Source organism: Cellulomonas sp. P4_H4 (assembly GCF_056400865.1).
This window is the reverse complement of the sequence record NZ_JBFUKL010000002.1, coordinates 119,340-143,276: the sequence shown is the minus strand read 5'-3', so window position 1 is coordinate 143,276 and position 23,937 is coordinate 119,340. Positions and strand designations below refer to the sequence as shown.

General features: G+C 70.6%; 23 protein-coding genes. 14 read left to right on the top strand and 9 right to left on the bottom strand.

Annotated features, from left to right (window positions below):
* Positions 1-13 precede the first annotated feature (13 nt).
* The 8 genes from AC1DPN_RS06935 to AC1DPN_RS06900 all read left to right on the top strand — a co-directional run bounded on the left by AC1DPN_RS06935 (position 14) and on the right by AC1DPN_RS06900 (position 9,024).
* Positions 14-712, top strand: a complete 699-nt coding sequence (locus AC1DPN_RS06935) for an MIP/aquaporin family protein (protein WP_477084001.1) — start codon at positions 14-16, stop codon at positions 710-712.
* A gap of 99 nt (positions 713-811) precedes the next feature.
* Positions 812-2,335 (top strand): glycerol kinase GlpK, encoded by a 1,524-nt coding sequence (gene glpK, locus AC1DPN_RS06930; protein WP_477084000.1) that lies wholly within the window; start codon positions 812-814, stop codon positions 2,333-2,335.
* Positions 2,336-2,589: 254 nt separating this feature from the next.
* Positions 2,590-3,198, top strand: a complete 609-nt coding sequence (locus AC1DPN_RS06925; protein ID WP_477083999.1) for a TetR/AcrR family transcriptional regulator — start codon at positions 2,590-2,592, stop codon at positions 3,196-3,198.
* Between the two features lie 104 nt (positions 3,199-3,302).
* Positions 3,303-4,094 (top strand): exodeoxyribonuclease III, encoded by a 792-nt coding sequence (locus tag AC1DPN_RS06920; RefSeq protein WP_477083998.1) that lies wholly within the window; start codon positions 3,303-3,305, stop codon positions 4,092-4,094.
* A gap of 100 nt (positions 4,095-4,194) precedes the next feature.
* A complete protein-coding gene (locus AC1DPN_RS06915) occupies positions 4,195-5,457 on the top strand; it encodes a DUF4190 domain-containing protein (protein ID WP_477083997.1) in 1,263 nt (420 codons plus the stop codon).
* A gap of 68 nt (positions 5,458-5,525) precedes the next feature.
* Entirely contained in the window at positions 5,526-6,122 is a 597-nt protein-coding gene (locus AC1DPN_RS06910) for a DUF4190 domain-containing protein (RefSeq protein ID WP_477084581.1), read from the top strand.
* An 89-nt stretch (positions 6,123-6,211) separates the two neighbouring features.
* Complete coding sequence (locus AC1DPN_RS06905) at positions 6,212-8,446, top strand: aryl-beta-d-glycosidase (protein ID WP_477083996.1); 2,235 nt, start codon at positions 6,212-6,214, stop codon at positions 8,444-8,446.
* 26 nt (positions 8,447-8,472) lie between these two features.
* Positions 8,473-9,024, top strand: coding sequence for a hypothetical protein (locus tag AC1DPN_RS06900; protein ID WP_477083995.1), 552 nt, complete (start codon positions 8,473-8,475; stop codon positions 9,022-9,024).
* A gap of 9 nt (positions 9,025-9,033) precedes the next feature.
* Here AC1DPN_RS06900 and AC1DPN_RS06895 read toward each other — a convergent pair whose 3' ends face one another.
* From AC1DPN_RS06895 to AC1DPN_RS06880, 4 genes are all read right to left on the bottom strand, one after another.
* Positions 9,034-9,651 (bottom strand): TetR/AcrR family transcriptional regulator, encoded by a 618-nt coding sequence (locus AC1DPN_RS06895; RefSeq protein WP_477083994.1) that lies wholly within the window; start codon positions 9,649-9,651, stop codon positions 9,034-9,036.
* A gap of 88 nt (positions 9,652-9,739) precedes the next feature.
* Positions 9,740-12,334, bottom strand: coding sequence for an ATP-dependent chaperone ClpB (gene clpB / locus AC1DPN_RS06890; RefSeq protein WP_477083993.1), 2,595 nt, complete (start codon positions 12,332-12,334; stop codon positions 9,740-9,742).
* Between the two features lie 89 nt (positions 12,335-12,423).
* Entirely contained in the window at positions 12,424-12,912 is a 489-nt protein-coding gene (locus AC1DPN_RS06885; RefSeq protein ID WP_477083992.1) for a hypothetical protein, read from the bottom strand.
* The gene (locus AC1DPN_RS06880) at positions 12,909-13,421 is read right to left on the bottom strand and encodes an RNA polymerase sigma factor (protein WP_477083991.1); all 513 of its coding nucleotides are present in this window, start codon (positions 13,419-13,421) and stop codon (positions 12,909-12,911) included. The genes AC1DPN_RS06885 and AC1DPN_RS06880 overlap by 4 nt, the downstream gene beginning before the upstream one ends.
* 62 nt (positions 13,422-13,483) lie before the next feature.
* Here AC1DPN_RS06880 and AC1DPN_RS06875 point away from each other — a divergent pair, with 62 nt between their 5' ends.
* Both AC1DPN_RS06875 and AC1DPN_RS06870 read left to right on the top strand, forming a co-directional pair.
* The gene (locus AC1DPN_RS06875; protein WP_477083990.1) at positions 13,484-14,440 is read left to right on the top strand and encodes an alpha/beta hydrolase; all 957 of its coding nucleotides are present in this window, start codon (positions 13,484-13,486) and stop codon (positions 14,438-14,440) included.
* Positions 14,437-15,381: a YhjD/YihY/BrkB family envelope integrity protein gene (locus AC1DPN_RS06870; protein ID WP_477083989.1), complete on the top strand. Its 945-nt coding sequence runs from the start codon at positions 14,437-14,439 to the stop codon at positions 15,379-15,381. The genes AC1DPN_RS06875 and AC1DPN_RS06870 overlap by 4 nt, the downstream gene beginning before the upstream one ends.
* Here AC1DPN_RS06870 and AC1DPN_RS06865 read toward each other — a convergent pair.
* Both AC1DPN_RS06865 and AC1DPN_RS06860 read right to left on the bottom strand, forming a co-directional pair.
* Positions 15,374-16,657 (bottom strand): ion channel protein, encoded by a 1,284-nt coding sequence (locus tag AC1DPN_RS06865; RefSeq protein WP_477083988.1) that lies wholly within the window; start codon positions 16,655-16,657, stop codon positions 15,374-15,376. The two genes, AC1DPN_RS06870 and AC1DPN_RS06865, sit on opposite strands and share 8 nt — an antisense overlap.
* Positions 16,658-16,703: 46 nt before the next feature.
* Entirely contained in the window at positions 16,704-17,681 is a 978-nt protein-coding gene (locus tag AC1DPN_RS06860; RefSeq protein ID WP_477083987.1) for a cation diffusion facilitator family transporter, read from the bottom strand.
* Between the two features lie 111 nt (positions 17,682-17,792).
* Between AC1DPN_RS06860 and AC1DPN_RS06855 the strand changes: the two genes are divergently transcribed.
* The 3 genes from AC1DPN_RS06855 to AC1DPN_RS06845 are packed head-to-tail and all read left to right on the top strand — an operon-like array spanning position 17,793 to position 20,023.
* Positions 17,793-18,572 carry a VOC family protein gene (locus AC1DPN_RS06855; protein WP_477083986.1) on the top strand — a complete coding sequence of 260 codons (780 nt, stop codon included), beginning with the start codon at positions 17,793-17,795 and terminating at the stop codon, positions 18,570-18,572.
* A gap of 9 nt (positions 18,573-18,581) precedes the next feature.
* A complete protein-coding gene (gene trmB, locus AC1DPN_RS06850) occupies positions 18,582-19,310 on the top strand; it encodes a tRNA (guanosine(46)-N7)-methyltransferase TrmB (protein ID WP_477083985.1) in 729 nt (242 codons plus the stop codon).
* The gene (locus AC1DPN_RS06845) at positions 19,307-20,023 is read left to right on the top strand and encodes a LysR family transcriptional regulator substrate-binding protein (protein ID WP_477083984.1); all 717 of its coding nucleotides are present in this window, start codon (positions 19,307-19,309) and stop codon (positions 20,021-20,023) included. The genes trmB and AC1DPN_RS06845 overlap by 4 nt, the downstream gene beginning before the upstream one ends.
* Before the next feature lie 9 nt (positions 20,024-20,032).
* Here AC1DPN_RS06845 and AC1DPN_RS06840 read toward each other — a convergent pair whose 3' ends face one another.
* The 3 genes from AC1DPN_RS06840 to AC1DPN_RS06830 are packed head-to-tail and all read right to left on the bottom strand — an operon-like array spanning position 20,033 to position 23,339.
* The gene (locus AC1DPN_RS06840) at positions 20,033-20,455 is read right to left on the bottom strand and encodes a DUF5997 family protein (RefSeq protein WP_477083983.1); all 423 of its coding nucleotides are present in this window, start codon (positions 20,453-20,455) and stop codon (positions 20,033-20,035) included.
* Between the two features lie 21 nt (positions 20,456-20,476).
* On the bottom strand, positions 20,477-20,857 hold the full coding sequence (locus AC1DPN_RS06835) for a VOC family protein (RefSeq protein ID WP_477083982.1): 381 nt from the start codon (positions 20,855-20,857) through the stop codon (positions 20,477-20,479).
* Between the two features lie 10 nt (positions 20,858-20,867).
* On the bottom strand, positions 20,868-23,339 hold the full coding sequence (locus AC1DPN_RS06830; RefSeq protein ID WP_477083981.1) for a glycogen/starch/alpha-glucan phosphorylase: 2,472 nt from the start codon (positions 23,337-23,339) through the stop codon (positions 20,868-20,870).
* A gap of 175 nt (positions 23,340-23,514) precedes the next feature.
* On the opposite strand from AC1DPN_RS06830, the gene AC1DPN_RS06825 reads away from it, so the two are divergent.
* Complete coding sequence (locus AC1DPN_RS06825; RefSeq protein WP_477083980.1) at positions 23,515-23,910, top strand: phage holin family protein; 396 nt, start codon at positions 23,515-23,517, stop codon at positions 23,908-23,910.
* Positions 23,911-23,937: the final 27 nt, after the last annotated feature.

Here is a 23,937-nt window from a genome sequence, read left to right as displayed (position 1 = left end):
CTGGTCCGAGGTAATGGGTACAGGGCTCCTCGTACTGCTCGGTACCGGTGTCGTCGCGAACGTCATCCTCCCGAAGAACAAAGGCTTCGACGGTGGTTGGCTCCTCATCAACATCGGGTGGGGCTTTGCGGTCATGGCGGGCGTGCTTGCGTCCTTCAAGTCGGGCGCCTACCTCAACCCCGCGGTGGTGATCGGCAAGTGGGCGAGCGGTGCCGACGAGTTCGTCGCCGGCATCCCTATCACAGCGGCCAACGGCTTCTACTACGTCACCGCAGAGATGCTCGGCGCAGCGCTAGGTGCGCTGGTCTGTTTCATCGCCTACAAGAAGCACTTCGACGAGGAAGCACCCGGAGCCACCAAGCTCGCCGTCTTCTCGACGGGGCCGGCGATCCGCACCTACCTGTGGAACTTCCTCACTGAGGTCATCGGCACCTTCGTCCTGGTGTTCGTCGTCCTCTGCTTCGCCAAGAACCCGGCGGACTTCGGCGCGCTGTACGTCTCGTTCCTCGTTGTCGGCATCGGTGCCAGCCTCGGTGGCCCGACGGGCTACGCGATCAACCCGGCACGTGACCTCGGTCCCCGCATCGCCCACGCCCTGCTGCCCATCAAGGGCAAGGGTTCGAGCGACTGGGCCTACTCCTGGGTGCCGATCTTCGGACCGCTCGTCGGCGGTGCCATCGGCGGCCTCGTCGCTGGCGCTTACGTCGTCTGACCTGGCACCCACTCCACCGTCCGGACGGCGTCACTGGCCCCCTGGTAGGCGCCGTCCGGGCCCTCTTTTCACGACGCATCTCTCGGAGGAAATCGCACCATGCCCGACACCAAGTACATCCTTGCCATCGACCAGGGCACCACGAGCTCCCGCGCGATCGTGTTCGACCACTCCGGGCACATCGTCGAGTCCGGCCAGCTCGAGCACGAGCAGATCTTCCCGCGCGCCGGGTGGGTCGAGCACGACGCCGAGGAGATCTGGAAGAACACCCGCGAGGTCGTGGGCCTCGCCCTGACCCGCGCCAACCTCACGTACAAGGACATCGCCGCGGTCGGCATCACCAACCAGCGTGAGACGACCGTGGTGTGGGACCGCACGACCGGCAAGCCGGTCTACAACGCCATCGTCTGGCAGGACACGCGCACGCAGAAGATCGCCGAGGAGCTGGGGGCGCTCGGCGGGGGCGCCGAGCGCTACAAGGACAAGGTCGGCCTCCCGCTGGCCACGTACTTCTCCGGCCCGAAGGTCAAGTGGATCCTTGACAACGTCGACGGCGCCCGCGCCAAGGCGGAGGCCGGCGACCTGGCGTTCGGCAACACCGACTCCTGGGTGCTGTGGAACATGACCGGCGGCGTCGACGGCGGCGTGCACGTCACGGACCCGACCAACGCGTCACGCACCATGCTGATGGACCTCGCGACTCTGTCGTGGGATGCGGACATCGCCGCAGACATGGGCATCCCGATGTCGATGCTGCCGGAGATCCGTTCCTCGTCCGAGGTGTACGGCACGGGTCGCGAGGGCGGCATGGTTCCCGGTGTGCCGATCGCGGGCATCCTGGGCGACCAGCAGGCCGCGACGTTCGGGCAGGCGTGCTTCGAGGTCGGCATGGCCAAGAACACGTACGGCACCGGCAACTTCATGCTCATCAACACGGGCACGTCGCCGGTCCCGTCGAAGAACGGCCTGCTGACCACGGTCTGCTACAAGATCGGCGACCAGCCGACCGTGTACGCGCTCGAAGGGTCGATCGCGGTCAGCGGCTCGCTGATCCAGTGGCTGCGCGACAACCTCGGGATCATCTCGACGGCGCCGGAGATCGAGGAGCTGGCGAAGACTGTCGACGACAACGGTGGCGCCTACTTCGTGCCGGCGTTCTCGGGGCTCTTCGCTCCGTACTGGCGTTCCGACGCCCGCGGTGCCCTGGTCGGCCTGACCCGCTACGTCAACAAGGGCCACATCGCCCGCGCCGCACTGGAGGCCACCGCCTTCCAGACGCGCGAGGTGCTGGACGCCATGAACGCGGACTCGGGCGTCAACCTGACCGAGCTCAAGGTCGACGGCGGCATGGTCCAGGACGAGCTGCTCATGCAGTTCCAGGCGGACATCCTCGGTGTCCCCGTGGTGCGTCCGCAGGTCGCCGAGACGACCGCTCTGGGTGCGGCCTACGCGGCGGGCATCGCGGTCGGCTACTGGAACGGCGAGCAGGACGTCATCGACAACTGGGCCGAGGACAAGCGCTGGGAGCCGAGCATGGCCGACGACGAGCGCGACCGGCAGTACCGGCTCTGGAAGAAGGCCGTCACGAAGACGTTCGACTGGGTGGACGACGACGTGAAGTGAGCTGAGGCCGTGCGCGGGAGCACGGCCGCAGCATGGTGACGGCGCGGGCGATCACAGCCCGCCCGTCGACGACGAGACCCGGGTGCCGGAGGGGGCGCCCGGGTCTCGTCGCGCCCGGATGTCCGTGGGTCAGCAACCCCCGACAGGCAGTCGCCAGAGGGCGCTGGGCGGCCCGCAGCGGGTGATTCTGCACATCTTCTCGATTCGGCTCTCTCGACCCAAGCCGACAGACGTCGCGTAGCTACAGTGAAATCATGACGGGCGACGACGACCGTGCACGGGTGGATCCGCGAGTGCTGCGGACGCGCGGGCTGCTCCAGGAGGCACTGCTCGTGCTCGCCCAGGAGAAGCCGTTCACCGAGATCACCGTCGCCGACGTGGCGGACCGCGCCACCGTCAACCGCAGCACGTTCTACCAGCACTACCCCGACACGGACACGCTGCTGGCCGATGCGCTCGACGCGCAGGCCGCGCAGTTCGGCCTGGACGCCGGGACGATCAACCCCGAGTCGCCGCCGGACCAGCCCCCGCCGACGTTGGTGCTGTACGCGGCCCTGATCGCTCAGCACCTGGACCTCTACCGCACGGCGCTCGGGCCGCACGGGTCCCTCGTCGCGGTGGACCGGCTGCACGAGCGGGTCCGGAGGCTGGTCGTCGACTCGATGCGGCTGAACGGCACCGTGCCCGTGCAGCGCGACATCCCGGAGGGCGTCTTCGCCGCCGGTGTCGCGGGGACCGTGATCGCCGTGTTCACCGCGTGGGTGCAGCTGGACCCGCTCCCGCCGCCCGAGGACGTCGCGCGCTGGGCCTGGTCGCTCGTCGTGGGTCGGACCGAGGCCGCGGTGACGGACCGCTCGCGCTAGGAGAACCAGGCGCCGCCGTTGCCGTCGAGCACGGCGCCCGTGACGAACGACGCCCGACGCAGCGTGGCTCGTCGTGTCCGTCCCGCCGGGTAGCGTCCTGCCTCATGCGTCTGGCCACCTGGAACATCAACTCGATCCGCGCGCGCACCGATCGCGCCCTCGCCTTCCTGGAGCGCACAGGGGTCGAGGTGCTGGCCCTGCAGGAGACCAAGTGCAAGGACGACCAGTTCCCGCGCGAGGCGTTCGAGGCGCTCGGCTACGAGGTCGCGACGAGCGGCTTCAGCCAGTGGAACGGCGTCGCGATCCTGTCCAAGGTGGGCATCGAGGACGTCGAGGTCGGCTTCCCCGGCATGCCGACGTGGGGCGAGCCTGCGGCGGCGGAGGCTCGTGCGATCGGCGCGACCTGCGGCGGCGTCCGGCTCTGGAGCCTCTACGTGCCGAACGGCCGCGAGGTGGACGACCCGCACTACGTCTACAAGCTCGACTGGCTGGCGCGGCTGCGCGATGCGGCCCAGGGCTGGCTCGACGCCGACCCGCAGACGCAGGTCGCGCTCGTCGGAGACTGGAACATCGCACCGCTCGACACCGACGTGTGGGACCCGGCCTGGTTCGCGGGCCGCACCCACGTGACCCCGGCGGAGCGCGACGCGTTCGCCGCCATCGCCAAGGCCGGGTACACCGAGGTCTCCCGAGTCCACCAGCCGGCCGAGCACACCTACACGTACTGGGACTACCAGCAGCTGCGGTTCCCCCGGAACGAGGGCATGCGGATCGACCTGACGTACGCGACGCCGGCGCTCGCCGCACGGGTGGCCGGTGTGAGCATCGAACGCAACGAGCGCAAGGGCAAGGCGCCGTCCGACCACGTACCGGTGGTGCTCGAGATCGCCGAGTGATCGGTCGCGTGCGGGGCGAAGTGCACAAGCCGACGTGGCGCAAGGGTGATCGGGCGCCTGCTCCGATGACTGACGATGCGTCGTGGACTAGGTTGCGCGCATGAGCTACGAGCCTGGGGGGCCGGCTCCGCTGCCCGATCCCTACACCGTGCCCGGGGGACAAGCACCCGCAGGTGGGCCCGTGCCGCCGCTTCCGAGCGGCTACGAGGCCGTGCTGCCCACGGTGACGAGCCCGTCGGTGCCCACGGCGCCCTACTCGGCACCCGCTGCGCCCTATGTCGCCTCGAGCGCGTCGTCGGGAAGTGCGGCGCCGTACGACGGCGCTCCCGCCCCGACCGTCAACCCGTTCACACCGCCCCAGGGCCCTGTCGGCCCGTTCGCCGGACTCCCTCAGCAGGAGACGCAGACGCCGGTCTACGGTGCGCAGCCCGGGTACGGCTCGCCCTACGGTCCGGCCCCCACGGGCGCGGCCTACGGCACGGCTCCTGGTGGATCGCCCTACGGGGCACCTCCCACCGCGGGTCACCCTGCCTTCGCCTCCCCCGGTTACGGCCAGCCTCCGGGGTACGGCGGCAGTCCGTACAACGGGGCGCCGCCCTACGGGACGCCCTACGGCGTGGGCCCGTACGGCTCCTACGGAACGCCACCGTCGTCGCAGACGGAGCCCCTCGCTGTCGCCTCGATCGCGACGAGTCTCGGAGGGCTGATTCTCCTCGGAGGACTGCCTGGGGTGGTCGGACTCGTTCTCGGGATAGTCGCGCTGCGCCGGATCCGCGTGAACGGGAAGCAGGGTCGCGGGTTGGCGATCACGGGGATCGTCGCCGGTTCGCTGGGCATCGCGTACCTGCTCATCATCGGGCTCTTCATCGTCGGCCTCGTCGCCGAAGGTGGCCCGACCTCGTACGGCAGCGAGGACTACGGCAGCTCGACCGGCGACGGCTCGAGCGACGACGAGGTCGACGACACCCTCCCGCCCTACTCCCTGCGGACCGACCTGCAGGTCGGGAACTGCCTCGACGTGTACTCCTACGAGTGGGACATGAGCGACACGAACGTGATCTCGTGCACGCTGCCCCACGAGGGCGAGGTGCTCTCCCTGGTCACGATGACCGGGCCGTCCAGCGAGTCGCTCACCGCGGCCGACCCGGTCTGGGAGGCGGCGATGGACGAGTGCTCGGCCACGGCAGACGCCCTGCTGCGGGAGCGCGTCGACGAGCTCGAGGTCGTGCTGTTCGCCCCGCACCCTGACCAGTTCGCCGGCGGCGCGACCACGGCGTACTGCACGTACTTCACCTACGAGGGCCAGATCAGCGGCTCGGCGGTCGAGCAGACCCTGACGCCTGCGCCCGGGAGCACGACCTGAGCGCGCCGGACCCGTACGCCTACCCGGCCCCGCACTACGCACCGGGCTGGCAGGAGCCCCGCGCGCCGATCGAGCCGCTCGCGGTCTGGTCGCTCGTGACGGGCATCCTGCTGGTCGGCCCGGTCGCGCTCGTGCTCGCCGTGCTGGCGCTGCGTCGGATCGCCCGCCGGGGCACGCGCGGCAAGGGCATGGCGATCGCCGGCGCGGTGCTGGGTGCGGTCACGACGCTCGCCCTCGCGTCGACCGTCGTCCTCGTGGTCCTCACGGGCCTGGCGACACGGCCGCTGCCCGCGGACGTCGACTCGGCGCGCGACGCGCACGCCCAGCAGCTGGTGACCGGCAACTGCCTCGACCCGCTGCCGGCGGACGGGCAGGTCGACACCGTCCGTGTCGTCCCGTGCACCGATCCGCACGCAGCCCAGGTGGTCACCACCTACGAGTTCGCCGACGACTCCCTGTGGCCGGGCCAGCAGGTTGCCGACTCGCGCGTGGCGCGCTCGTGCGTGCTGGACCAGGCGGAGGTCGACGCGGGCGTCACCGCGGTGACCTGGGCGCCGACGCAGCAGTCGTGGGCGCGCGGCGACCGGGCGGGTCTGTGCCTCGCAGTCGTCGAGGGCGGCGGTGTGACCGGCTCGTTCCTCGACGACACGGCCACGATCTCCTGACTTCCTGCCAAAGACTTACCAGGCGGTAAGGAATCGGTTAGGGTCGGTCCGTACTTCTTTACCGATACATCTTCCGAGGAGATGCCGCGATGGCGCCGGTCTTCGATGTCGAGCACGCCCTGGTTCAGCTGTCGCTCGAGGAGAAGGCGTCGCTGACGTCCGGCTCCGACTTCTGGCACACGAAGGCCGTCGAGCGTGCGGGCGTCCCGTCGATCATGGTCAGCGACGGACCGCACGGTCTGCGCAAGCAGGCCGAGACCTCCGACAACCTGGGCATCGGCGGCTCGGTACCGGCCACCTGCTTCCCGCCCGCGGCCGGGCTCGGCTCGTCGTGGGACACCGACCTGCTGCGTCGCGTGGGCGAGGCCCTCGGCCGCGAGACCCGGGCCAACGACGTCGCGGTGCTGCTGGGTCCGGGCGTCAACATCAAGCGCACGCCGCTGTGCGGCCGGAACTTCGAGTACGTGTCCGAGGACCCGGTGGTCGCGGGCGTCCTCGGGGCCGCGCTGGTCCAGGGCATCCAGAGCCAGGGCGTCGGCACGTCGCTCAAGCACTTCGCCGCGAACAACCAGGAGTCCGACCGCATGCGCGTCTCGGCGGACGTCGACGAACGCACGCTGCGCGAGATCTACCTGCCGGCGTTCGAGCGCGTCGTGACCACCGCCCAGCCGTGGACCGTGATGTGCGCCTACAACAAGGTCAACGGCACGTACGCCTCCGAGCACCACTGGCTCCTGACCGAGGTGCTGCGCGACGAGTGGGCGTTCGAGGGGCTCGTCGTGTCCGACTGGGGTGCCGTGCACGACCGCGTCCCGGCTCTCGCGGCGGGGCTGGACCTGCAGATGCCCGCGTCCACCGGGGGTTCCGACGAGGCCGTCGTGGCCGCCGTCCGGGACGGCTCCCTCGACGAGGCTGTGCTCGACGTGGCCGTCCGCAGGGTGCTGCGCCTGGTCGAGCGCGCACTGGCGGGCGCGTCCGAGGAGGTCACCTTCGACGTCGACGAGCACCACACGCTCGCCCGCGAGGCCGCCGCCGACGGCTCGGTCCTGCTCAAGAACGACCCGGTCGACGGCGCTCCCCTGCTGCCGTTGACCGGGTCCTTCGCGGTGGTCGGCGAGTTCGCCCGCACCCCGCGCTACCAGGGTGCCGGTTCGTCGCAGGTCAACCCGACCCGGCTGGACGACGCACTCACCGCGCTCTCGGTGCTCCGCCCGGACGCGCCGTTCGCCGCCGGGTTCACCGTCGCGGGCGGCCCCGCGGGCGACGACACCGAGCTGCTCGCCGAGGCGGTCGAGACGGCCCGGTCCGCCCGGACGGTCGTGGTGTTCCTCGGCCTCCCCGGGCCCGACGAGTCCGAGGGGTACGACCGACCCCGGCTCGGTCTGCCCGACAACCAGGTGGACGCGCTGCGCGCGATCGCCGCGGCCAACCCCCGCGTCGTCGTCGTGCTGGCCAACGGCTCGGCCGTCGCGGTCAGCGAGTGGCACGACCTGGCTCCGGCGATCCTCGAGACCTGGCTGGGCGGTCAGGCAGGCGGCTCGGCCGTCGCTGACCTGCTGCTCGGTGCGCGGAACCCCTCCGGAAAGCTCACCGAGACGATCCCGCACCGCCTCGAGGACACCCCCGCGTTCGGCAACTTCCCGGGCGAGCTCGGGCACGTGCGCTACGGCGAGGGCGTTCTCGTCGGCTACCGCTGGTACGACACCCGCGCCATGGACGTCGCCTACCCGTTCGGTCACGGCCTGTCGTACACGACGTTCGAGTACACCGGCTTCTCGGCGACCGAGACGTCCGCGCAGGTGACCGTGACCAACACGGGGTCCGTGGCGGGTGCCGAGGTGGTCCAGGTCTACGTCCGCGACCCTCAGGCCTCCGTGCTGCGTCCGACGCGCGAGCTCAAGGCCTTCGGCAAGGTGTCGCTGGCGCCCGGCGCGTCCCGCACGCTGAGCTTCGAGCTCACTCGTCGCGACCTCTCCTACTGGCACACCGGGCTCCGGCGCTGGGTGGTCGAGGGCGGCGAGTTCGTCATCGAGGTCGGGGCGTCGTCGCGGGACATCCGCGACGCGGTGTCGATCGAGGTGGAGGGTGACCCGCTCTGGGGCGACCTGACGGCGATGTCGACGATCGAGGAGTGGTTCGCGCACCCGGTCGGCGGGCCGCTCATGCAGAGCGCCCTGACCATGCCGGCCGACATGCCGCCCATGGACGAGGCGACGCAGGCGATGCTGGCCCAGATGCCCGCGAAGGTCCTGGTGACCTTCGGGATGACGGACTTCACGCTGGCGGACCTGGACACCCTCGTCGCCAAGGTCGCCGCCGGCTGACCGGCCCGGGCTGGAAGACTCGGCGCATGGGCCTGGTGACCGAGACGCTGCTCGACGACCTGTTCGACGCGGGCGTCGTCCTCGAGGACGGGCTCAGCGACGACGAGCTCACCGAGGTCGAGGAGCGGTTCGGGATCACCTTCTGCCCGGACCACCGCGACCTGCTGCGCCGCGTGCTGCCGGTCGGCCGGGGCTGGCCGGACTGGCTCGCCGACGACGCCGCAGACGTGCGCGAACGGCTCGCGTGGCCCGTCGAAGGCCTCCTGCTCGACGTCCGCGACAACGGCTTCTGGCCGGCGTCGTGGGGGCCGGGCGGCCCGGACGAGGTCGTGGCGCGCGAACACCTGGCCGGCGTCCCCGCACTGGTCCCGGTGTTCGCGCACCGCTACCTGCCGAGCGGGCCGGCGCCGACCGGCACCCCGGTGCTGTCGGTGTACCAGACGGACGTCATCTACTACGGCACCGACCTCGCCGACTACCTCGGCCGGGAGTTCCTCGGCCGCGCCGCCCCGATGGGAGTGGTTCCCGACGAGCTGCGGATCCCGTTCTGGTCCGACCTGGCCGACGGCACCGTCTGACGGCGAGCCTCAGGGAGCGACCAACGCGTCGATCTGGGCGCGCAGGGCCGCGTGCATGTCGACCCGGGTGTCCGGGGTGTCGTGCTCCATCAGGAACTGGACCTGGAGCCCGTCCATGACCGCGACCACCAGGCGCGCGGCGACGAGCGGCTCGACGCCCGCGCGGAGCCGGCCGGCCGTCTGCCACTCGGCGAAGGCCGTCGTCGCGTGCTGGACGGTCGTGCGGTAGCGCTCCTGGAAGTAGTCGTGGGCAGGATGCTCCGGGGACGTGGCCTCGGCGGAGAGCGTCGCGAAGAGCTCGACGATGCCTGGGCGCTCCGCGTTGCGCTCGACCACGCGCACCATGGCGTCGAAGAAGTCCATCCCCGCGGCGACGTCGGCGTCGAACGCGGCCTGGTCGACCTCGTCGCGACGGACCAGCACGGCCTCGAGCAGCGCCGCCTTGCTGGCGAAGTGGTGCAGCAGGCCCGGGTGCGAGATCCCGACGCGAGCAGCCACCTCGCGCAGCGACGCCGTGCGGTAGCCGACCTCGCCGAACAGCTGCATCGCGGAGTCGAGGATCTCCTCGCGCGTCGCCCGACCCTTGGCGTAGCCGCCTGCCCGGGTCGGGTGGGCCGTGGTCGACATGCCTCCAGGATAGGAGGCCCCCCGACCACCCCGAGAAGGGCACCGCGCCCGACCCCGCAGGGGGCCGGACGCCGTCGCAGGCTGTCTGTCAGCCGTGTGCGCTGACCACGAGGCCCGTGTCCCCGCGCTCGACCACCACGGTGTCGCCGTCGGCGATCTCGCCCGCGAGCAGCCGCTTGGCCAGCCGGTCGCCGATCTCGCGCTGCACGAGCCGCCGCAGCGGTCGCGCCCCGTACGCGGGGTCGTAGCCCTCGAGCGCCAGCCACTCGGCCGCGGCCGCCGACACCTCGAGAGTGAGCCGGCGGTCCGCCAGCCGCTTGCCCAGGGACTCGACCTGCAGGCCCACGATGTAGCCGATCTCCTCGAGCGAGAGCGGGTCGAACAGGACCACGTCGTCGAGCCGGTTGAGCAGCTCGGGCTTGAACGTGGTGCGCACCGCACCCATGACGGCGTCGCGCTTGTCGCGGTCACTGAGCAGCGGGTCCACGAGGAACTGCGAGCCGAGGTTCGACGTCATCACGAGGATCACGTTGCGGAAGTCGACCGTGCGGCCCTGCCCGTCGGTGAGCCGGCCGTCGTCGAGCACCTGGAGCAGCAGGTCGAACACCTCGGGGTGCGCCTTCTCGACCTCGTCGAGGAGCACGACGGAGTAGGGCCGGCGGCGGACGGCCTCGGTGAGCTGGCCGCCCTCCTCGTAGCCGACGTAGCCGGGAGGCGCGCCGACGAGCCGCGCCACGGAGTGCTTCTCCGAGTACTCGGACATGTCGATGCGGACCATGGCGCGCTCGTCGTCGAACAGGAAGTCCGCGAGCGCCTTGGCGAGCTCGGTCTTGCCGACGCCGGTCGGGCCGAGGAACAGGAACGAACCCGTGGGACGGTCCGGGTCGGAGATGCCTGCCCGGGCACGACGGACCGCGTCGGACACCGCGGCGACGGCCTTCTTCTGGCCGATAAGCCGCTCGCCGAGCACCTCCTCCATGCGCAGGAGCTTCGCGGTCTCCGCCTCGAGCAGCCGACCGGCGGGGATGCCGGTCCACTGCGCGACCACGTCAGCGACCTCGTCGGGCCCCACCTTGTCCGCGATCATCGGCGGACCCTCCTCGACGAGCTCCTCGGCCTCCTCGGACGCCTCCGCGGACGAGATCTCCTGCTGGAGGGCCGGGATCTCGCCGTACTGGATGCGCGCGGCACCCGAGAGGTCGCCCTCGCGCAGGAGCCGCTCGGCATCCGAGCGCAGCGAGTCCAGACGCGCCTTCAGGTCACCGACGAGGTTGTGGCCGGCCTTCTCCTTCTCCCACCGGGCCGTCAACGACGCAAGGTCCTCGCGACGGTCGGCCAGGTCCTTGCGCAGCCTCTCCAGACGCGCGGCCGAGGCCGGGTCGTCGGACTCGCTGAGCACGACCTCCTCCATCTCGAGGCGCGTGACGGCGCGCTGCAGCTCGTCGATCTCGATCGGCGACGAGTCGAGCTCCATCCGCAGCCGCGACGCGGCCTCGTCGACGAGGTCGATCGCCTTGTCGGGCAGCTGACGCCCGGTGATGTAGCGGTCGGACAGCGTCGCCGCGGCGACCAGGGCGGAGTCGGCGATGGTGACCTTGTGGTGCGCCTCGTAGCGTTCCTTGAGCCCGCGCAGGATCGCGATGGTGTCCTCCACGGACGGCTCGCCGACGAACACCTGCTGGAAGCGCCGCTCCAGCGCGGGGTCCTTCTCGATGCGCTCGCGGTACTCGTCCAGCGTCGTCGCGCCGACCAGCCGCAGCTCGCCACGCGCGAGCATGGGCTTGAGCATGTTGCCCGCGTCCATGGCACCCTCGCCACCGGCGCCCGCGCCGACGACGGTGTGGATCTCGTCGATGAACGTGACGACCTCGCCGTTCGAGCCGGTGATCTCCTCGAGCACGGCCTTGAGGCGCTCCTCGAACTCGCCGCGGTACTTGGCGCCGGCCACCATCGCGGCCAGGTCCAGCGAGACCAGCTTCTTGCCGCGCAGGCTCTCGGGGACGTCCCCGGCGACGATCCGCTGGGCGAGGCCCTCGACGACGGCTGTCTTGCCGACGCCTGGCTCGCCGATGAGCACGGGGTTGTTCTTGGTGCGCCGGGACAGCACCTGCACGACGCGGCGGATCTCGGAGTCGCGCCCGATGACCGGGTCGAGCTTGCCGTCGCGCGCGAGCTGCGTCAGGTCGACGCCGTACTTCTCGAGCGCCTTGTAGGTGCCCTCGGGGTTCGGGGTCGTGACGCGGGCCGAGCCGCGCACCGTCGGGAGTGCGGCCGCGAGCGCCTCACGTGACGCACCCTGCGCCCGGAGCGCGTCGGCGACGCCGGACTGCCCGGCGGCCAGGCCGAGCAGCAGGTGCTCGGTGGAGACGAAGTCGTCGCCCAGGGCTCGCGCCTCGGACGAGGCGGCCTCCAGGGCGATCGACGTGGCGCGCGACGCCGACGGCTGGGCGACGGTGCCGCCGCTGGCGGTGGGCAGGCCGACGAGCATGCCGCGCACGGAGCGGCCGAGCGCAGCGCGGTCGGCACCGACAGCGTCGAGCAGCCCGTTGGCCACACCGCCCTGCTGCTGCAGGAGTGAGCTGAGCAGGTGCACGGGTTCGAGCTGCGGGTTGCCACCTGCCGACGCCGCCTGGATCGCGTCGCCCAGGGCCTCCTGGGAACGGGTGGTGAACTTGGCGTCCACATGACCTCCTGAGTGAGTCGAGGCGTTCTTGAACCAGAACCAGTCCGGTCAGTTCAACCACCGTCAGACTTGAGTCTATTCCGCTCAACTTACGGGCGGACAGTCCCCCACGCCTCGACATCGTCCCCGTCGGCCCTGTCCTTCTGCCACGCCAGGTAGTCCGCCGCGTACGCGTCCAGCTCCTCCAGCGTGTCGAACGCGCGGATCGCGTGCAGGTCCTTCTCCGTGTCGGTGTCCGCCGTCGTGAACGTGCCCCGACCTACCTTGGTCAGCGCCGCAAGGTCATCCTGCGTGATCCGACGCCCCTCGTAGAGGACGTCGAGCATGTCGGCCTCCACGACGACCGAGTCGGCCGCGCTGCGGTGCGCGGCGGTCAGGGTGATCGCGACCGCGGCAGCCAGTCCACCACCCACCAGCAGGCAGACGAGCAGAGCACCCACGACGGCGGCACCCGCCCGGTGCGGTCTGGTCCGCGACTCGACCATCGACGGGTCGGCGAGCATCGCGCCCTGGAGTCGTCGCCGCAGCTCGGCGGCCCTCTCGGGCGCGAGCTCCTCGGCGTCGGGAAGGTCGATCACGAGAGCACCACCGGCTCTTCGAGCGGCCCGCGCGTACGGTCGAGAGACCAGCGCACCGAGCCCACCGGGATGCCGAGCACCTGCGCGACCTGGTCGTCGGTGAGCCCGCCGAACGCGTGCAGCTCGAGGATCTCCCGGTCGCGCCCCTTGATGTGGACGATGCGGCGCAGGACGTCGTGCATGGCGAGCTCGCCGTCCTCGGGCGCCGACCGCTGCGTCGGGACGAGCCGACGTCCACGTGGGACGCCGGACGTGGCCAGGTGCAGCAGGAGCGGCAGCGCGCTCTCGTCGGCCGGGGTCAGCTCGCCCCGGCGGCGCCACGCCTGCAGGTACGTCTGCGTGAGCAGGTCCTCCGCGGCGGCCCGTGACCCCGTCAGCCGGAAGCAGTACTGGTGCACGGCTCGGTGGTGCCGGTCGAACAGCGTCCCGAACGCGGGCGCGTCGTCTCGGTCCTCTGACAGCCAGAGGTCTCGATCTGTACGCGCGTCCACACCTGATCTGATCGGCACGCGCGGGGCGGATTGTGAGGCAGGACACCCCGCGAGTGAGGTCGGCGTGGCACGATCACGCCATGCCTGCGCCGAGCCAGCACCCTGACGTCCTGGGCGAGGGCTGGACGGCCCTGACTCTGCCCCTGCGACCGGACGGTCAGACGCCCGGCCCGATCGCGACGCTGGTGCACAAGACGCCGTCCGGGGAGACGCCGCGGCGCGCGGTGCTCTACGTGCACGGGTTCGTCGACTACTTCTTCCACACGGGCTTCGCCGAGTCCCTCGAGCGCGCCGGCTACGACCTGTTCGCGCTCGACCTGCGCGACTTCGGGCGGTCCATCCAGGAAGGCCGGACACCGAACTACACTACGGACCTCGCCACCTACGCCGAGGAGATCGACGCGGCGATCGCGCTGCTGCGCGCCGACCACGACCAGGTCGTCCTGCTCGGACACTCGATGGGCGGGCTGATCACGTCGTTGTGGGCCGACGCCCGCGCCGGAACGGGCCGGATCGACGCGCTCGTGCTCAACAGCCCGTGGCTGGACCTGCGGGGGAACTGGTTCGAGCGGAAGGTCCTGACCCCAGTGATCGACGTCGTCGGCACGTTCCTGCCCCGGCTCATCGTCGGTAGGCCCGGCCGGTTCTACGGCGAGGCGCTGCACCACGACACGGGCGGCGAGTGGACCTACGACCTCGCGTGGAAGCCGCACAGCGGGTTCCCGGGGCGCGCAGGCCTCATCCGGACCGTGCGCCGCGGGCACGCCCGGGTAGCTCGCGGCCTGGCCGTCGACGTGCCGGTCCTGGTCCTCGCGTCCGACCGGTCGGGCCCGGACGCGAAGTGGCACCCCGAGCTCGTCACGACCGACTCCGTCCTCGATGTCGAGCAGATCAAGGAACGCGCACCGTTGATCGGCGCCGACGTCACGTTCGTCGAGGTTCCCGGCGGTGCGCACGACCTGGCCCTGTCGCCTGCCCCCGCGCGAGACGTGTACACCGCCGCGGTCCTCGAGTTCCTCGACGCCCGGCTGCCGTGAGTCAGAGGTACGAGCGCTGGAAGCTGCGGATCCTGCGCTTCGTCGCGCGCTGGAAGATCCGCGGCGAGCGGTACTGGGAGAGCCTCCGCGGGACGCCTCTGGGCACCCTCATCGAACGGATCATCAACGGCTTCACGGCGATCGAACCGTTCGACCGCGCCATGACGTTGGCGGCGCAGGCGTTCGTCTCGATCGTCCCGATCATGATCGTCCTGGCCGCCGTCCGCCCGAACAAGGAGAGCTTCGGCGCCACCATGGGCGACGTGATGGGCCTGTCCAACGATGTCCAGGAGGCGCTCTCGGGGAGCATCCCGAGCTCGGCGAGCGTCGTCAGCAGCGTCGGGTTCTTCGGGTTCCTCGTCGCCTTCTTCAGTGCGACCGCGTACTCGCGGGCCCTCGAGCGGATGTTCCTCAAGGTGTGGGACGTGCCGAAGCCGCCGTTGCGCACGGCCTGGCGGTGGATCGCGACCATCGTGGCGGTGATGGTCGCGCTCGCCCTGCTCGCGCTCACTCAGTCCATCCTGGCCGACCGGCCGTTCGACAACGTGATCGAGACCGCGGCCCGGTTCGTCATCTGGACCGTCGTGTGGACCTATGTGCCCTGGGTGCTCATGCGCACCGAGATCTCACTGCGCGCGCTGACGTTCACGGGCGCGATCATCTCGGTCGCGCTCACGGCGCTCGGGGTGTTCGGCACCGTCTACCTGCCGATCGTCCTGACCACGGGCGCAGAGGAGTTCGGTGTGCTCGGGCTGGTGTTCGTCTACATCAGCTGGCTCTTCGTGCTCAGCTTCGCGATCGTCGGGGCGACCGTCGTCGGGCGGGCGTGCGCGCAGGACGAGGGGATCCTCGGGCGCCTCGTGCGCGGACCGTCCCCGGAGGATGCCAACGTGCCGAACCTCAGCGCCGACGCCTGGCGACGCTGGGGCGGGCTCAAGTAGCGGCGGTGGGCTCCGGCTCCTTGGCCGCCGGGGCGATGAGCTGCGGCCGGTTGGTCACCAGCAGCCACGCGACGAGCGTCGCCAGGATGAACGCCGGGAGCAGGATCATCTGCGGGACCACGGCGACCGCCATGAAGATGCTCAGCCAGCCGCTTCGGGTCGCGGCGACCAGGATGCCGACGCACGCACACCCGACGGCGAGCGGCAGCGAGACCGTGCTCGGCCAGGCCTGGTGGATCGCGAACCCGAGCGCGACACCGATGAACAGCGTCGGGAAGATCCGCCCGCCGCGGAAGCCCGAGGTGGCGGCGACGAGCAGGGCGAACAGCTTGACCACGGCGAACACGAGGAAACCGACCGCGGTGGTCGTCGCGGCCAGCCCGGGCAGCTCCTGCATCTGCTTGAGCCCCTTGAACAGGGTGACCTCGCCGCCGATGGCACCGAGGACGCCGAGCAGCAGTCCGCCGATCGTCAGCATCACCACCGGGTGCTTGATCTTCTGGAAGAGCGTGTGGAACGGCACGAACAGGTAGACGGCGACGAGCCCGAACACCGCGGCACCGAGCGAGATGAGGATGCCCAGACCGAGGTCCTTGAGACCGCCGTCGACGTACGTGCCGACGTTCACGGAGAGGTCCAGGTCGGCCAGCTGCATCGTCGTGAGTGCGCCGGCAGTCGCCGCGACGAGCGGCGCGAACAGTCGGTCCCAGAGCGGGATGCGCCTGTCGCCGGCGTCCAGCTCGGACAGCAGCAGCGCGGCCGCGACGGGTGTGCCGAACATCGCGCCGATGGTCCCGGCGACGGCGATGGCCAGCCAGATCGGCACGTTGACCTTCGGGAAGAGCTTCATGCCGACCCAGACGATGATCCCGACGTTGATGCCGATGATCGGGTTCTCGGGGCCGAGGCTCACGCCGCCCGCGAGCATGAGGATCAGCGCGGCGGCAAGACCCGGCAGGACCATCGGCTTGAGCGGCGCGGCGACGAGCTCGAGGGTCGCGGGGTCGGGGCCGGCGTGACCCGGCGCGTACCGCACGACGAGCCCGATCAGCAGGCCCGTCATCGTGAGCATGATGATCGTCCACGCGGTGCCGTAGGCCTCGAGCCCGAACGACGCGGACACGTCGTTCCAGAGCCAGTCGGACAGGTGCTCCGCGAGCGTGCTCAACGCTATGAGCGACACCGAGCAGAAGATCCCCATCAGGGCCGCAGGCGCCGCGAGCTTGATCAGCCCCCCGACCGGGACGCGGAAGGGTGCCTCGTCGACAGTGGTCACGAATCTGCTCCTCGGTGGTGCTGGTCGGTGGGTCGGCTCAGGAAGGTCATGCAGGTGTCCTGGGCACCAGGGAAGCGTCTTGAGGCTCGGACAGGGACAGCAGCGCGCCGACGAGCCGCGGGTGACCGGCGATGCGCCGCTCGAGCGCAGCGAGCTGGTGCGACGCCTCATCCTCGACCGGGTTGCCCACGAGGTCGACCGCACCCGTCAGGAACAGGAGGCGAGCCCCGACGTACTCGAGGCGCAGCTCGGTGACACGAGCGACCCCGGGCATGGCCAGCACCTCACGCAGCGCGGCGTCCTGCAGCACCGGGTCTGCGCTCTCGCCGACGAGGAACCGACGGTTGCGGTCGATGAGGACGATCGCGACCACCGCGAGCAGGACGCCGACGAGGATCGAGCCGATCGCGTCGGGCGTCGCCGACCCTGTGGCCTGGTGCAGCCCGATCCCGGCGAACGCGATCGCGATGCCGATCAGCGCAGCGCCGTCCTCGAAGAACACCGCGCGCACGGTCGGGTCGCTGGTCTCGAGCACGTGCTCGAACACGTCCATGTCACGCCGTGCGGCCGCCCTCTTCGCCTGGCGCGAGGCCTGGAAGAAGGAGGCACCCTCGAGCAGCGCGCTCAGACCGAGCACCACGTACGCGACTCCGAAGTCGGTGGCGGGCTCCGGGTGGGCGAGCTCGGAGATGCCGTGCGTGATCGACACCCCGGCGCCGACGGCGAACAGGCCGATCGCCGCGAACAGCGACCACACGTAGACCTCGCGGCCGTGGCCGAACGGATGCATCCGGTCGGCCGGCTTGGCGGCACGCCGCTGCGCGATGAGCAGGAACACCTCGTTGCCCGTGTCCGCCCACGAGTGCGCAGCCTCCGCGAGCATCGACGCGGACCCCGTGACGGCAGCGGCCACCGACTTGGCGACCGCGATGAGGATGTTCGCGACGAACGCCACCACGACCGTCAGGACGCTCTCGTCCTGCGGCACGGTCCTGTCGAGCTGCGGCGGCTCGGGTGAGGACATGCCCTCTGGGTAGCACACCCGGAGTCAGGCTGTCTGCCTGATCTGCACGTTTGCTCCCGCCGGGCACGTGCCCACCTGGCGGCGTCGCACCCTCGGGTGTTGGGTGGACGCATGACGACCCACCGCGAGACCTGGCCGCCTGGCTCCCCCGCATGGGCCGACATCACGGTGCCGTCGCTGGCCGTCGCCCGCGACTTCTACGGCCCTCTGTTCAGCTGGACCTTCGAGGTCGGCGCCCCCGAGACCGGCGGGTACACGCAGGCCTTCGTCGACGGTCGCCGCGTGGTCGGGCTGACGGAGCCGATGAGTGCCGACGAGGTCGCGGCGCCGGCGTGGTGCGTGTACCTGGCCACCGACGACCTGCTCGCCACGGCCGAGAGCGTGGTGTCCGCGGGTGGACGGGTGGTCCTCGCGCCGATGGCGATCCTCGGGTTCGGCACGATGGGCCTGTACGCCGACCCCACCGACGCCGTCTTCGGTCTCTGGCAGTCGGGCACGCACACCGGTTGGGACGTCGACGAGGAGCCTGGTTCGGTGACGTGGACGGAGGTCATGGTGCACGACCAGCCCCGCGCCCTGGAGTTCTACCGACGCATCTTCGAGTACCACGTGGACGACCTGAGCGCCCCTGGCTTCACGTACGCGTCCCTGTCGCAGGGCGCCGGACCGATCGCCGGGGTCGGCCAGTACGGACCGACCGCCGGGGAGGCGCAGCCTGCCTGGACGCTCTACTTCGCCGTCGCGTCCACGGACGACGCCGCCGCCTCAGTGACGGCGCTCGGCGGCACGGTCATCAGCCCGCCCACCGACACGCCCTTCGGCCGCATGGCGATCGCCGCCGGCCCGTTCGGCGAGGTGTTCGCGGTCATGGGTCCTCGTCTCGACGCCTAGGCTCGGTGCGTGAACCTCCCGTCCGACGCGTTCCGCCTCGTCGCCGCGCGTCCGCACGAGCCGCTGCGCACGTACCACCCGCGCCGGTCCGCGCTCGGCCCCGAGCGGGAGGAAGACCTGCGCGCGCTGTTCCCGGTGCTCGGCTTCTCGGTGCACGACGACTTCGGCGTCGACGGGGCGCCCTTCGACGCGGCGACCCGCTTCGGTCGGACTGCTCCGCTCGTGCTGGAGATCGGATCGGGCATGGGCGAGACGACCGCGGCGATGGCCGCCGCCGACCCGGACCGCGACTACGTCGCCGTCGAGGCGCACCTGCCGGGCGTCGCGTCGCTGCTCGGCCTCGTCTCGCGCGCCGGACTGACCAACGTGCGCGTCGGGCACGGGGACGCCCTCGACCTCGTCCGACGGGCGCTGCCGACCGAGTCGCTCGACGCCGTGCACGTGTTCTTCCCCGACCCGTGGCCCAAGGCGCGCCACCACAAGCGACGGCTCGTCCAGCCGTCGCACGTGGCGCTGCTGCGCTCGCGGCTCGTCGTCGGAGGCGTGCTGCACTGCGCGACCGACTGGGTCGACTACGCCGACGCGATGCTCGAGGCGCTGACCGCTGACCCGTTCCTGGAGAACACGGCCGACGGCTTCGTGGAGCGTCCCGCGCACCGGCCGGTCACCAAGTTCCAGCAGCGCGGCCTCGACCTCGGCCACGAGGTCCGCGACCTGGTGTTCCGGAGGGTCCGGTGACCTCCCTGCGCATCGCCCTCGTCCCCGGCGTGAACCCCGACCGCTGGCTGCGCGTCTGGCAGGAACGCCTGCCCGACGTGCCCGTCGAGCTCGTGCACTGCACCCCCGCCGAGGCGGTCGAGCACCTGCGCGCCGGTTCCGCGGACGTCGCGCTCGTGCGGCTTCCCGCCGCGGACGCGGAGCTCTCCGTCATCCCGCTGTACACCGAGGCCACGGTCGTCGTCGTGCCCAAGGACCACCTCGTGACGGCTGCCGACGCAGAGATCGACGCCGCCGACCTGGCCGACGAGACCCTCGTCGTGCCGCTCGACGACACGCTCGGCTGGGCGGACGCCCCCGGGACGCCGTTCGCCGGTGGCGTGGTCGAGACGACGTCCGACGCCGTGGATCTCGTAGCAGCCGGCGTGGGCGTCCTCGTCCTGCCCCAGTCGCTCGGTCGCCTGCACCAGCGCCGTGGCCTGACCGCGCGCACCGTCCGGGACGCCCCGGGTTCGTCGATCGGGCTCGCGTGGGTCACCGAGCGCTACGACGACCTGACCGAGGAGTTCATCGGTATCGTCCGGGGGCGCACGGCGTCCTCGAGCCGAGGGCGCGGGGCACCACCGGCACCGGAACCCGTGGCGAAGAAGAAGACGCCCCACCCCCCGCGCACGGCCTCGTCGAAATCCCGCCCGAAGGCGAAGCCCAAGCCGCGACCTCGACGTCCGCGCTGACGGCTCCGGTCAGCGGGTCGGCTTCTCCCCGGCCGTGGCGGCCGCTGCTGCTGCGCGGCGGTCGGCCTCGCGCGACTCCTGACGACGCTCCTCGCGGCGCACCTCAGCGGCGGTCTCGCGCTCGCGGACGAGCCACTCGGGCGGATCGGCCTGCAGAGCCTCGATCTCGGCGGTGGTCAGGGGGTCGGTGACGCCCCCGCGCGCCAGGCCCGCGATCGAGATGCGCAGGCGACCGGCGATGACGCTGCGCGGGTGCGGCCCGTCGCGACGCAGGTCGACCAGCCACTGCGGCGGGGTGCGCTGCAGCTCGGTGAGCTCGTCTCGCGTGATCATCCGCTGCTGGAACTCCTCCGGCGTGGCCGGCAGGTACACGTCGAGCTTGGCGGCGGCGGTCGACGCCTTCATCTCCTGGGACTTCTTGGGCGGTGTCACACGCCAAGGGTAGGCCCCGCCTCACACGGGTTGGTCGAACATCCACCGGTGACCGAACGGATCGCGGACCACCGCGATGCGCCCGAACGGCGTGGCCGTCGGCTCCCGGTCGACCCGGCCCCCGCCGGACCGCACCCGTTCGACGACGCCGTCGACGTCGTCGACCGTCAGGTGCAGGGTCACGGACGCGGGACGAGAGAGGTCGGGAGCGACCGAGTCGTAGTCCGGGGCGCTGTCAGCGAGCATCAGCAGCGCACCGCCCACCCGCAGCTCCGCGTGCCCGACCGAGCCGTCCTCGTTCACGATCGGCTCGCCCTCCGGCGAGGCGCCGAGGATCTCGGCGTACCACCGGAGGGCCGCCCGGGCGTCGGGCACCGCGATGTACGGGGTGAGGCTGGACATCAGCAGGCCATCAGCTCGCCGGTTCCACCGGGTCGAGGTGCCAGATGCGGTCGATGTAGTCGCGCATGCTGCGGTCGGACGAGAAGTACCCCGACCTCGCCACGTTCAGCACCGCGGACCTCGTCCAACCGTCCGTGTCCGCGTAGGCGATGTCCACGCGGGCCTGCGCGTCGATGTACGCCTGGTAGTCGGCGAGGACCAGGAACCGGTCCTCGGACAGCAGGTTGGACACGATCGGCTCGAAGACCGCACGGTCGCCGCCCGAGAAGTGCCCGGACGCGATGAGGTCGAGAGCGTGCCGCAACGACCGGTTCGACTCGTAGAACGACGTCGGGTGGTAGCCGCGGTCGACGATCTCCGCTACCTCGGGCTCCAGGAGCCCGAACAGGAAGAAGTTGTCGTCGCCGACGAGCTCGCGGATCTCGACGTTCGCTCCGTCGTCGGTGCCGATGGTCAGGGCACCGTTGAGCGCGAACTTCATGTTGCCCGTGCCGGAGGCCTCCTTGCCGGCGAGCGAGATCTGCTCCGACAGGTCGGCCGCAGGGATCAGCTTCTCCGCCAGCGTGACGTTGTAGTTGGCCGGGAACGCGATGCTCAGGCGGCCCTGCAGCGCCGGGTCCCGGTTGATGGTCCGGCCGACCGCGTTGATCAGGCCGATCGTCTGCTTGGCCATCTTGTAGCCCGGAGCGGCCTTGGCACCGAACGCGAACGTGCGGGGCGTGACGTCCTCGATCTTGACCTGACCGGAGCGCACCTGGTCGTACAGCGTGACCACGTGCAGCAGCTTGAGGGTCTGCCTCTTGTACTCGTGCAGGCGCTTGACCATGACGTCGAGCATCGTGTCGGGGTCGACCGTGATGCCGTCGCGCTCGGCCAGCACGTCGACCAGCCGGAGCTTGTTCGCACGCTTGACCTGCCGGAACGCGGCACGGAAGTCGGCGTCCTCGGCGAGCGGCTCGAGCTCGCGCAGGCGCTCGAGGTCGGTGACCCAGCCGTCGCCGATCGCCGACGTGATCAGCCCCGACAGGCCAGGGTTGGCCAGCCGGACGAACCGGCGGGGCGTGATTCCGTTGGTGACGTTGGTGAACTTCTCCGGGAAGTGGTCCGAGAAGTCGTGCAGCACCTTGTCCCGCAGCAGCTGCGAGTGCAGGGCGGCGACACCGTTGACCTTGGAGCCGGCCACCGTCGCCAGGTACGCCATGCGGACCGCTCGCTCGGGGTACTCGGCGATGATCGACATGCGGCGGACGCGCAGCTCGTCGTCCGGGAACGCGGTGCGCAGCTCGGCCATGAACTCCTCGTTGATCTTGTAGATGATCTCGAGGTGGCGCGGCAGGAGCTTGCCCAGCAGCTCGGTCGACCAGACCTCGAGCGCCTCGGGCAGCAGCGTGTGGCACGTGTACGCGAAGCACTTCTGCGTGACGGCCCAGGCGTCGGCCCACTCCCACTTCTTCTCGTCGACCAGGATCCGCATGAGCTCGGGGATCGCGATGACGGGGTGGGTGTCGTTGAGCTGGAAGATGATCCGCTCGGGCAGGTTGTGCAGGTCGAAGTCCGGCGGGAGCACCTGGTCGAGGAAGTCGCGCAGGGAGCACGCGACGAAGAAGTACTGCTGCTGGAGGCGCAGCTCCTTGCCCTGCGGCGTCGAATCCTCGGGGTAGAGGACCTTGGAGATGTTCTCGGCGAACGTCTGCGCACGGACCGCCTGCGCGTAGTCGCCGGCGTTGAAGATCTCCAGGTCGAACGCACGCGTGGCGCGAGCGCTCCACAGGCGCAGGGTGTTGACACGGCCGTTCTCGAAGCCCGGGACCATGTAGTTGTAGGGGACGCCCAGGACGCTCCAGCCCGGCTCCCACCGCGAGCGTGTGACGCCGTCGTCGTCGTAGTGCTCGGTGTGGCCGCCGAAGCTGACGGTCACGGCCGACTCCGGGTGCGGGAACTCCCACGGCGACCCGAGGGCCAGCCAGTTGTCGGGCTTCTCGACCTGCCAGCCGTCGACGAACGTCTGCCGGAAGATCCCGTACTCGTACCGGATGCCGTAGCCGATGCAGGGCACGTTCATCGTCGCGAGCGAGTCGATGAAGCACGCCGCGAGACGGCCGAGACCACCGTTCCCGAGGCCAGGCTCGACCTCGGCGTCACGCAGCTCGGCCAGGTCGATGCCGAGCGACGCGAGGCCCTCCTCGACGATCTCGTCGAGGTCCGCGGCAAGCAGCGCGTTGTCCAGCTGCCGGCCGAGCAGGAACTCGGCGGACAGATAGGCGACGGACTTGGCCTGCAGCTGGTACTGCCGGCGCAACGTGGCGAGCCACCGCACCATCAGGTAGTGCCGCACGGTGCGCGCCATGGCGAGGTACTTGTCGTTCACCGACGCCTTCGTGAGGTCGGTGCCCTGGCCGAAGTTGAGCTCCCGGAGGAACTCTCGGACGAAGCCCTCGACAGTGTGCTCGGGCGTTGCGATGGGGGTGGTTGTATCCGTCACGCTTGCCACGCTAGCGGCACTGTGCGATCAGTTCATGGGCCTGCGACAGTTCGTAACAAACGAACAGGTCACAGGCCTGTGGTTCGGGGATTCCCTGAGTCGGTGCTAGTCCCTAGGGTGGGGGACGACGAGGCAGCGCCGCCCGCCTCACCGTGCAGAGGAGAACAGACAGGCCATGATCCGCTTCCTGATTCGTACGGTGATCTTCATCGGCTCAGCAGCGCTGGGACTCTGGCTCACGTCGCTGATCGTCGACGGCTTCGAGGTGAAGGCGGAGGGGTTCCTCATCGCCGTGCTCGTGTTCGCCGTCCTGCAGAGCATCCTGTCGCCGTTCATCTTGAAGACCACCACCAAGAACGCGAGCGCGCTGACCGGAGCGGTCGGGCTCATCTCGACGTTCATCGCGCTGCTCGTCGCGACGGCGATCAACGGGTCGATCACGATCGACGATGCTGCCGCGTGGTTCTTCGGCACGATCCTCGTCTGGATCATCACGATGCTCGGCACGCTGCTGCTGCCGCTCGTGCTGGTCAAGAAGGGTGTCGAGGAGCGCAGGGCCAACAACGCCTGACCGCGCACTCAAGGCACGACAAAGGGC

Coding starts and splice junctions, on each gene's coding strand:
- AC1DPN_RS06855 (WP_477083986.1), top strand. CDS start 17,793: ATGACGACCCACCGCGAGACCTGGCCGCCTGGCTCCCCCGCATGGGCC.
- AC1DPN_RS06825 (WP_477083980.1), top strand. CDS start 23,515: ATGATCCGCTTCCTGATTCGTACGGTGATCTTCATCGGCTCAGCAGCG.
- AC1DPN_RS06905 (WP_477083996.1), top strand. CDS start 6,212: ATGGCGCCGGTCTTCGATGTCGAGCACGCCCTGGTTCAGCTGTCGCTC.
- AC1DPN_RS06875 (WP_477083990.1), top strand. CDS start 13,484: ATGCCTGCGCCGAGCCAGCACCCTGACGTCCTGGGCGAGGGCTGGACG.
- AC1DPN_RS06835 (WP_477083982.1), bottom strand. CDS start 20,857: ATGTCCAGCCTCACCCCGTACATCGCGGTGCCCGACGCCCGGGCGGCC.
- AC1DPN_RS06895 (WP_477083994.1), bottom strand. CDS start 9,651: ATGTCGACCACGGCCCACCCGACCCGGGCAGGCGGCTACGCCAAGGGT.
- glpK (WP_477084000.1), top strand. CDS start 812: ATGCCCGACACCAAGTACATCCTTGCCATCGACCAGGGCACCACGAGC.
- AC1DPN_RS06900 (WP_477083995.1), top strand. CDS start 8,473: ATGGGCCTGGTGACCGAGACGCTGCTCGACGACCTGTTCGACGCGGGC.
- AC1DPN_RS06915 (WP_477083997.1), top strand. CDS start 4,195: ATGAGCTACGAGCCTGGGGGGCCGGCTCCGCTGCCCGATCCCTACACC.
- AC1DPN_RS06920 (WP_477083998.1), top strand. CDS start 3,303: ATGCGTCTGGCCACCTGGAACATCAACTCGATCCGCGCGCGCACCGAT.
- AC1DPN_RS06925 (WP_477083999.1), top strand. CDS start 2,590: ATGACGGGCGACGACGACCGTGCACGGGTGGATCCGCGAGTGCTGCGG.
- AC1DPN_RS06935 (WP_477084001.1), top strand. CDS start 14: ATGGGTACAGGGCTCCTCGTACTGCTCGGTACCGGTGTCGTCGCGAAC.
- AC1DPN_RS06860 (WP_477083987.1), bottom strand. CDS start 17,681: ATGTCCTCACCCGAGCCGCCGCAGCTCGACAGGACCGTGCCGCAGGAC.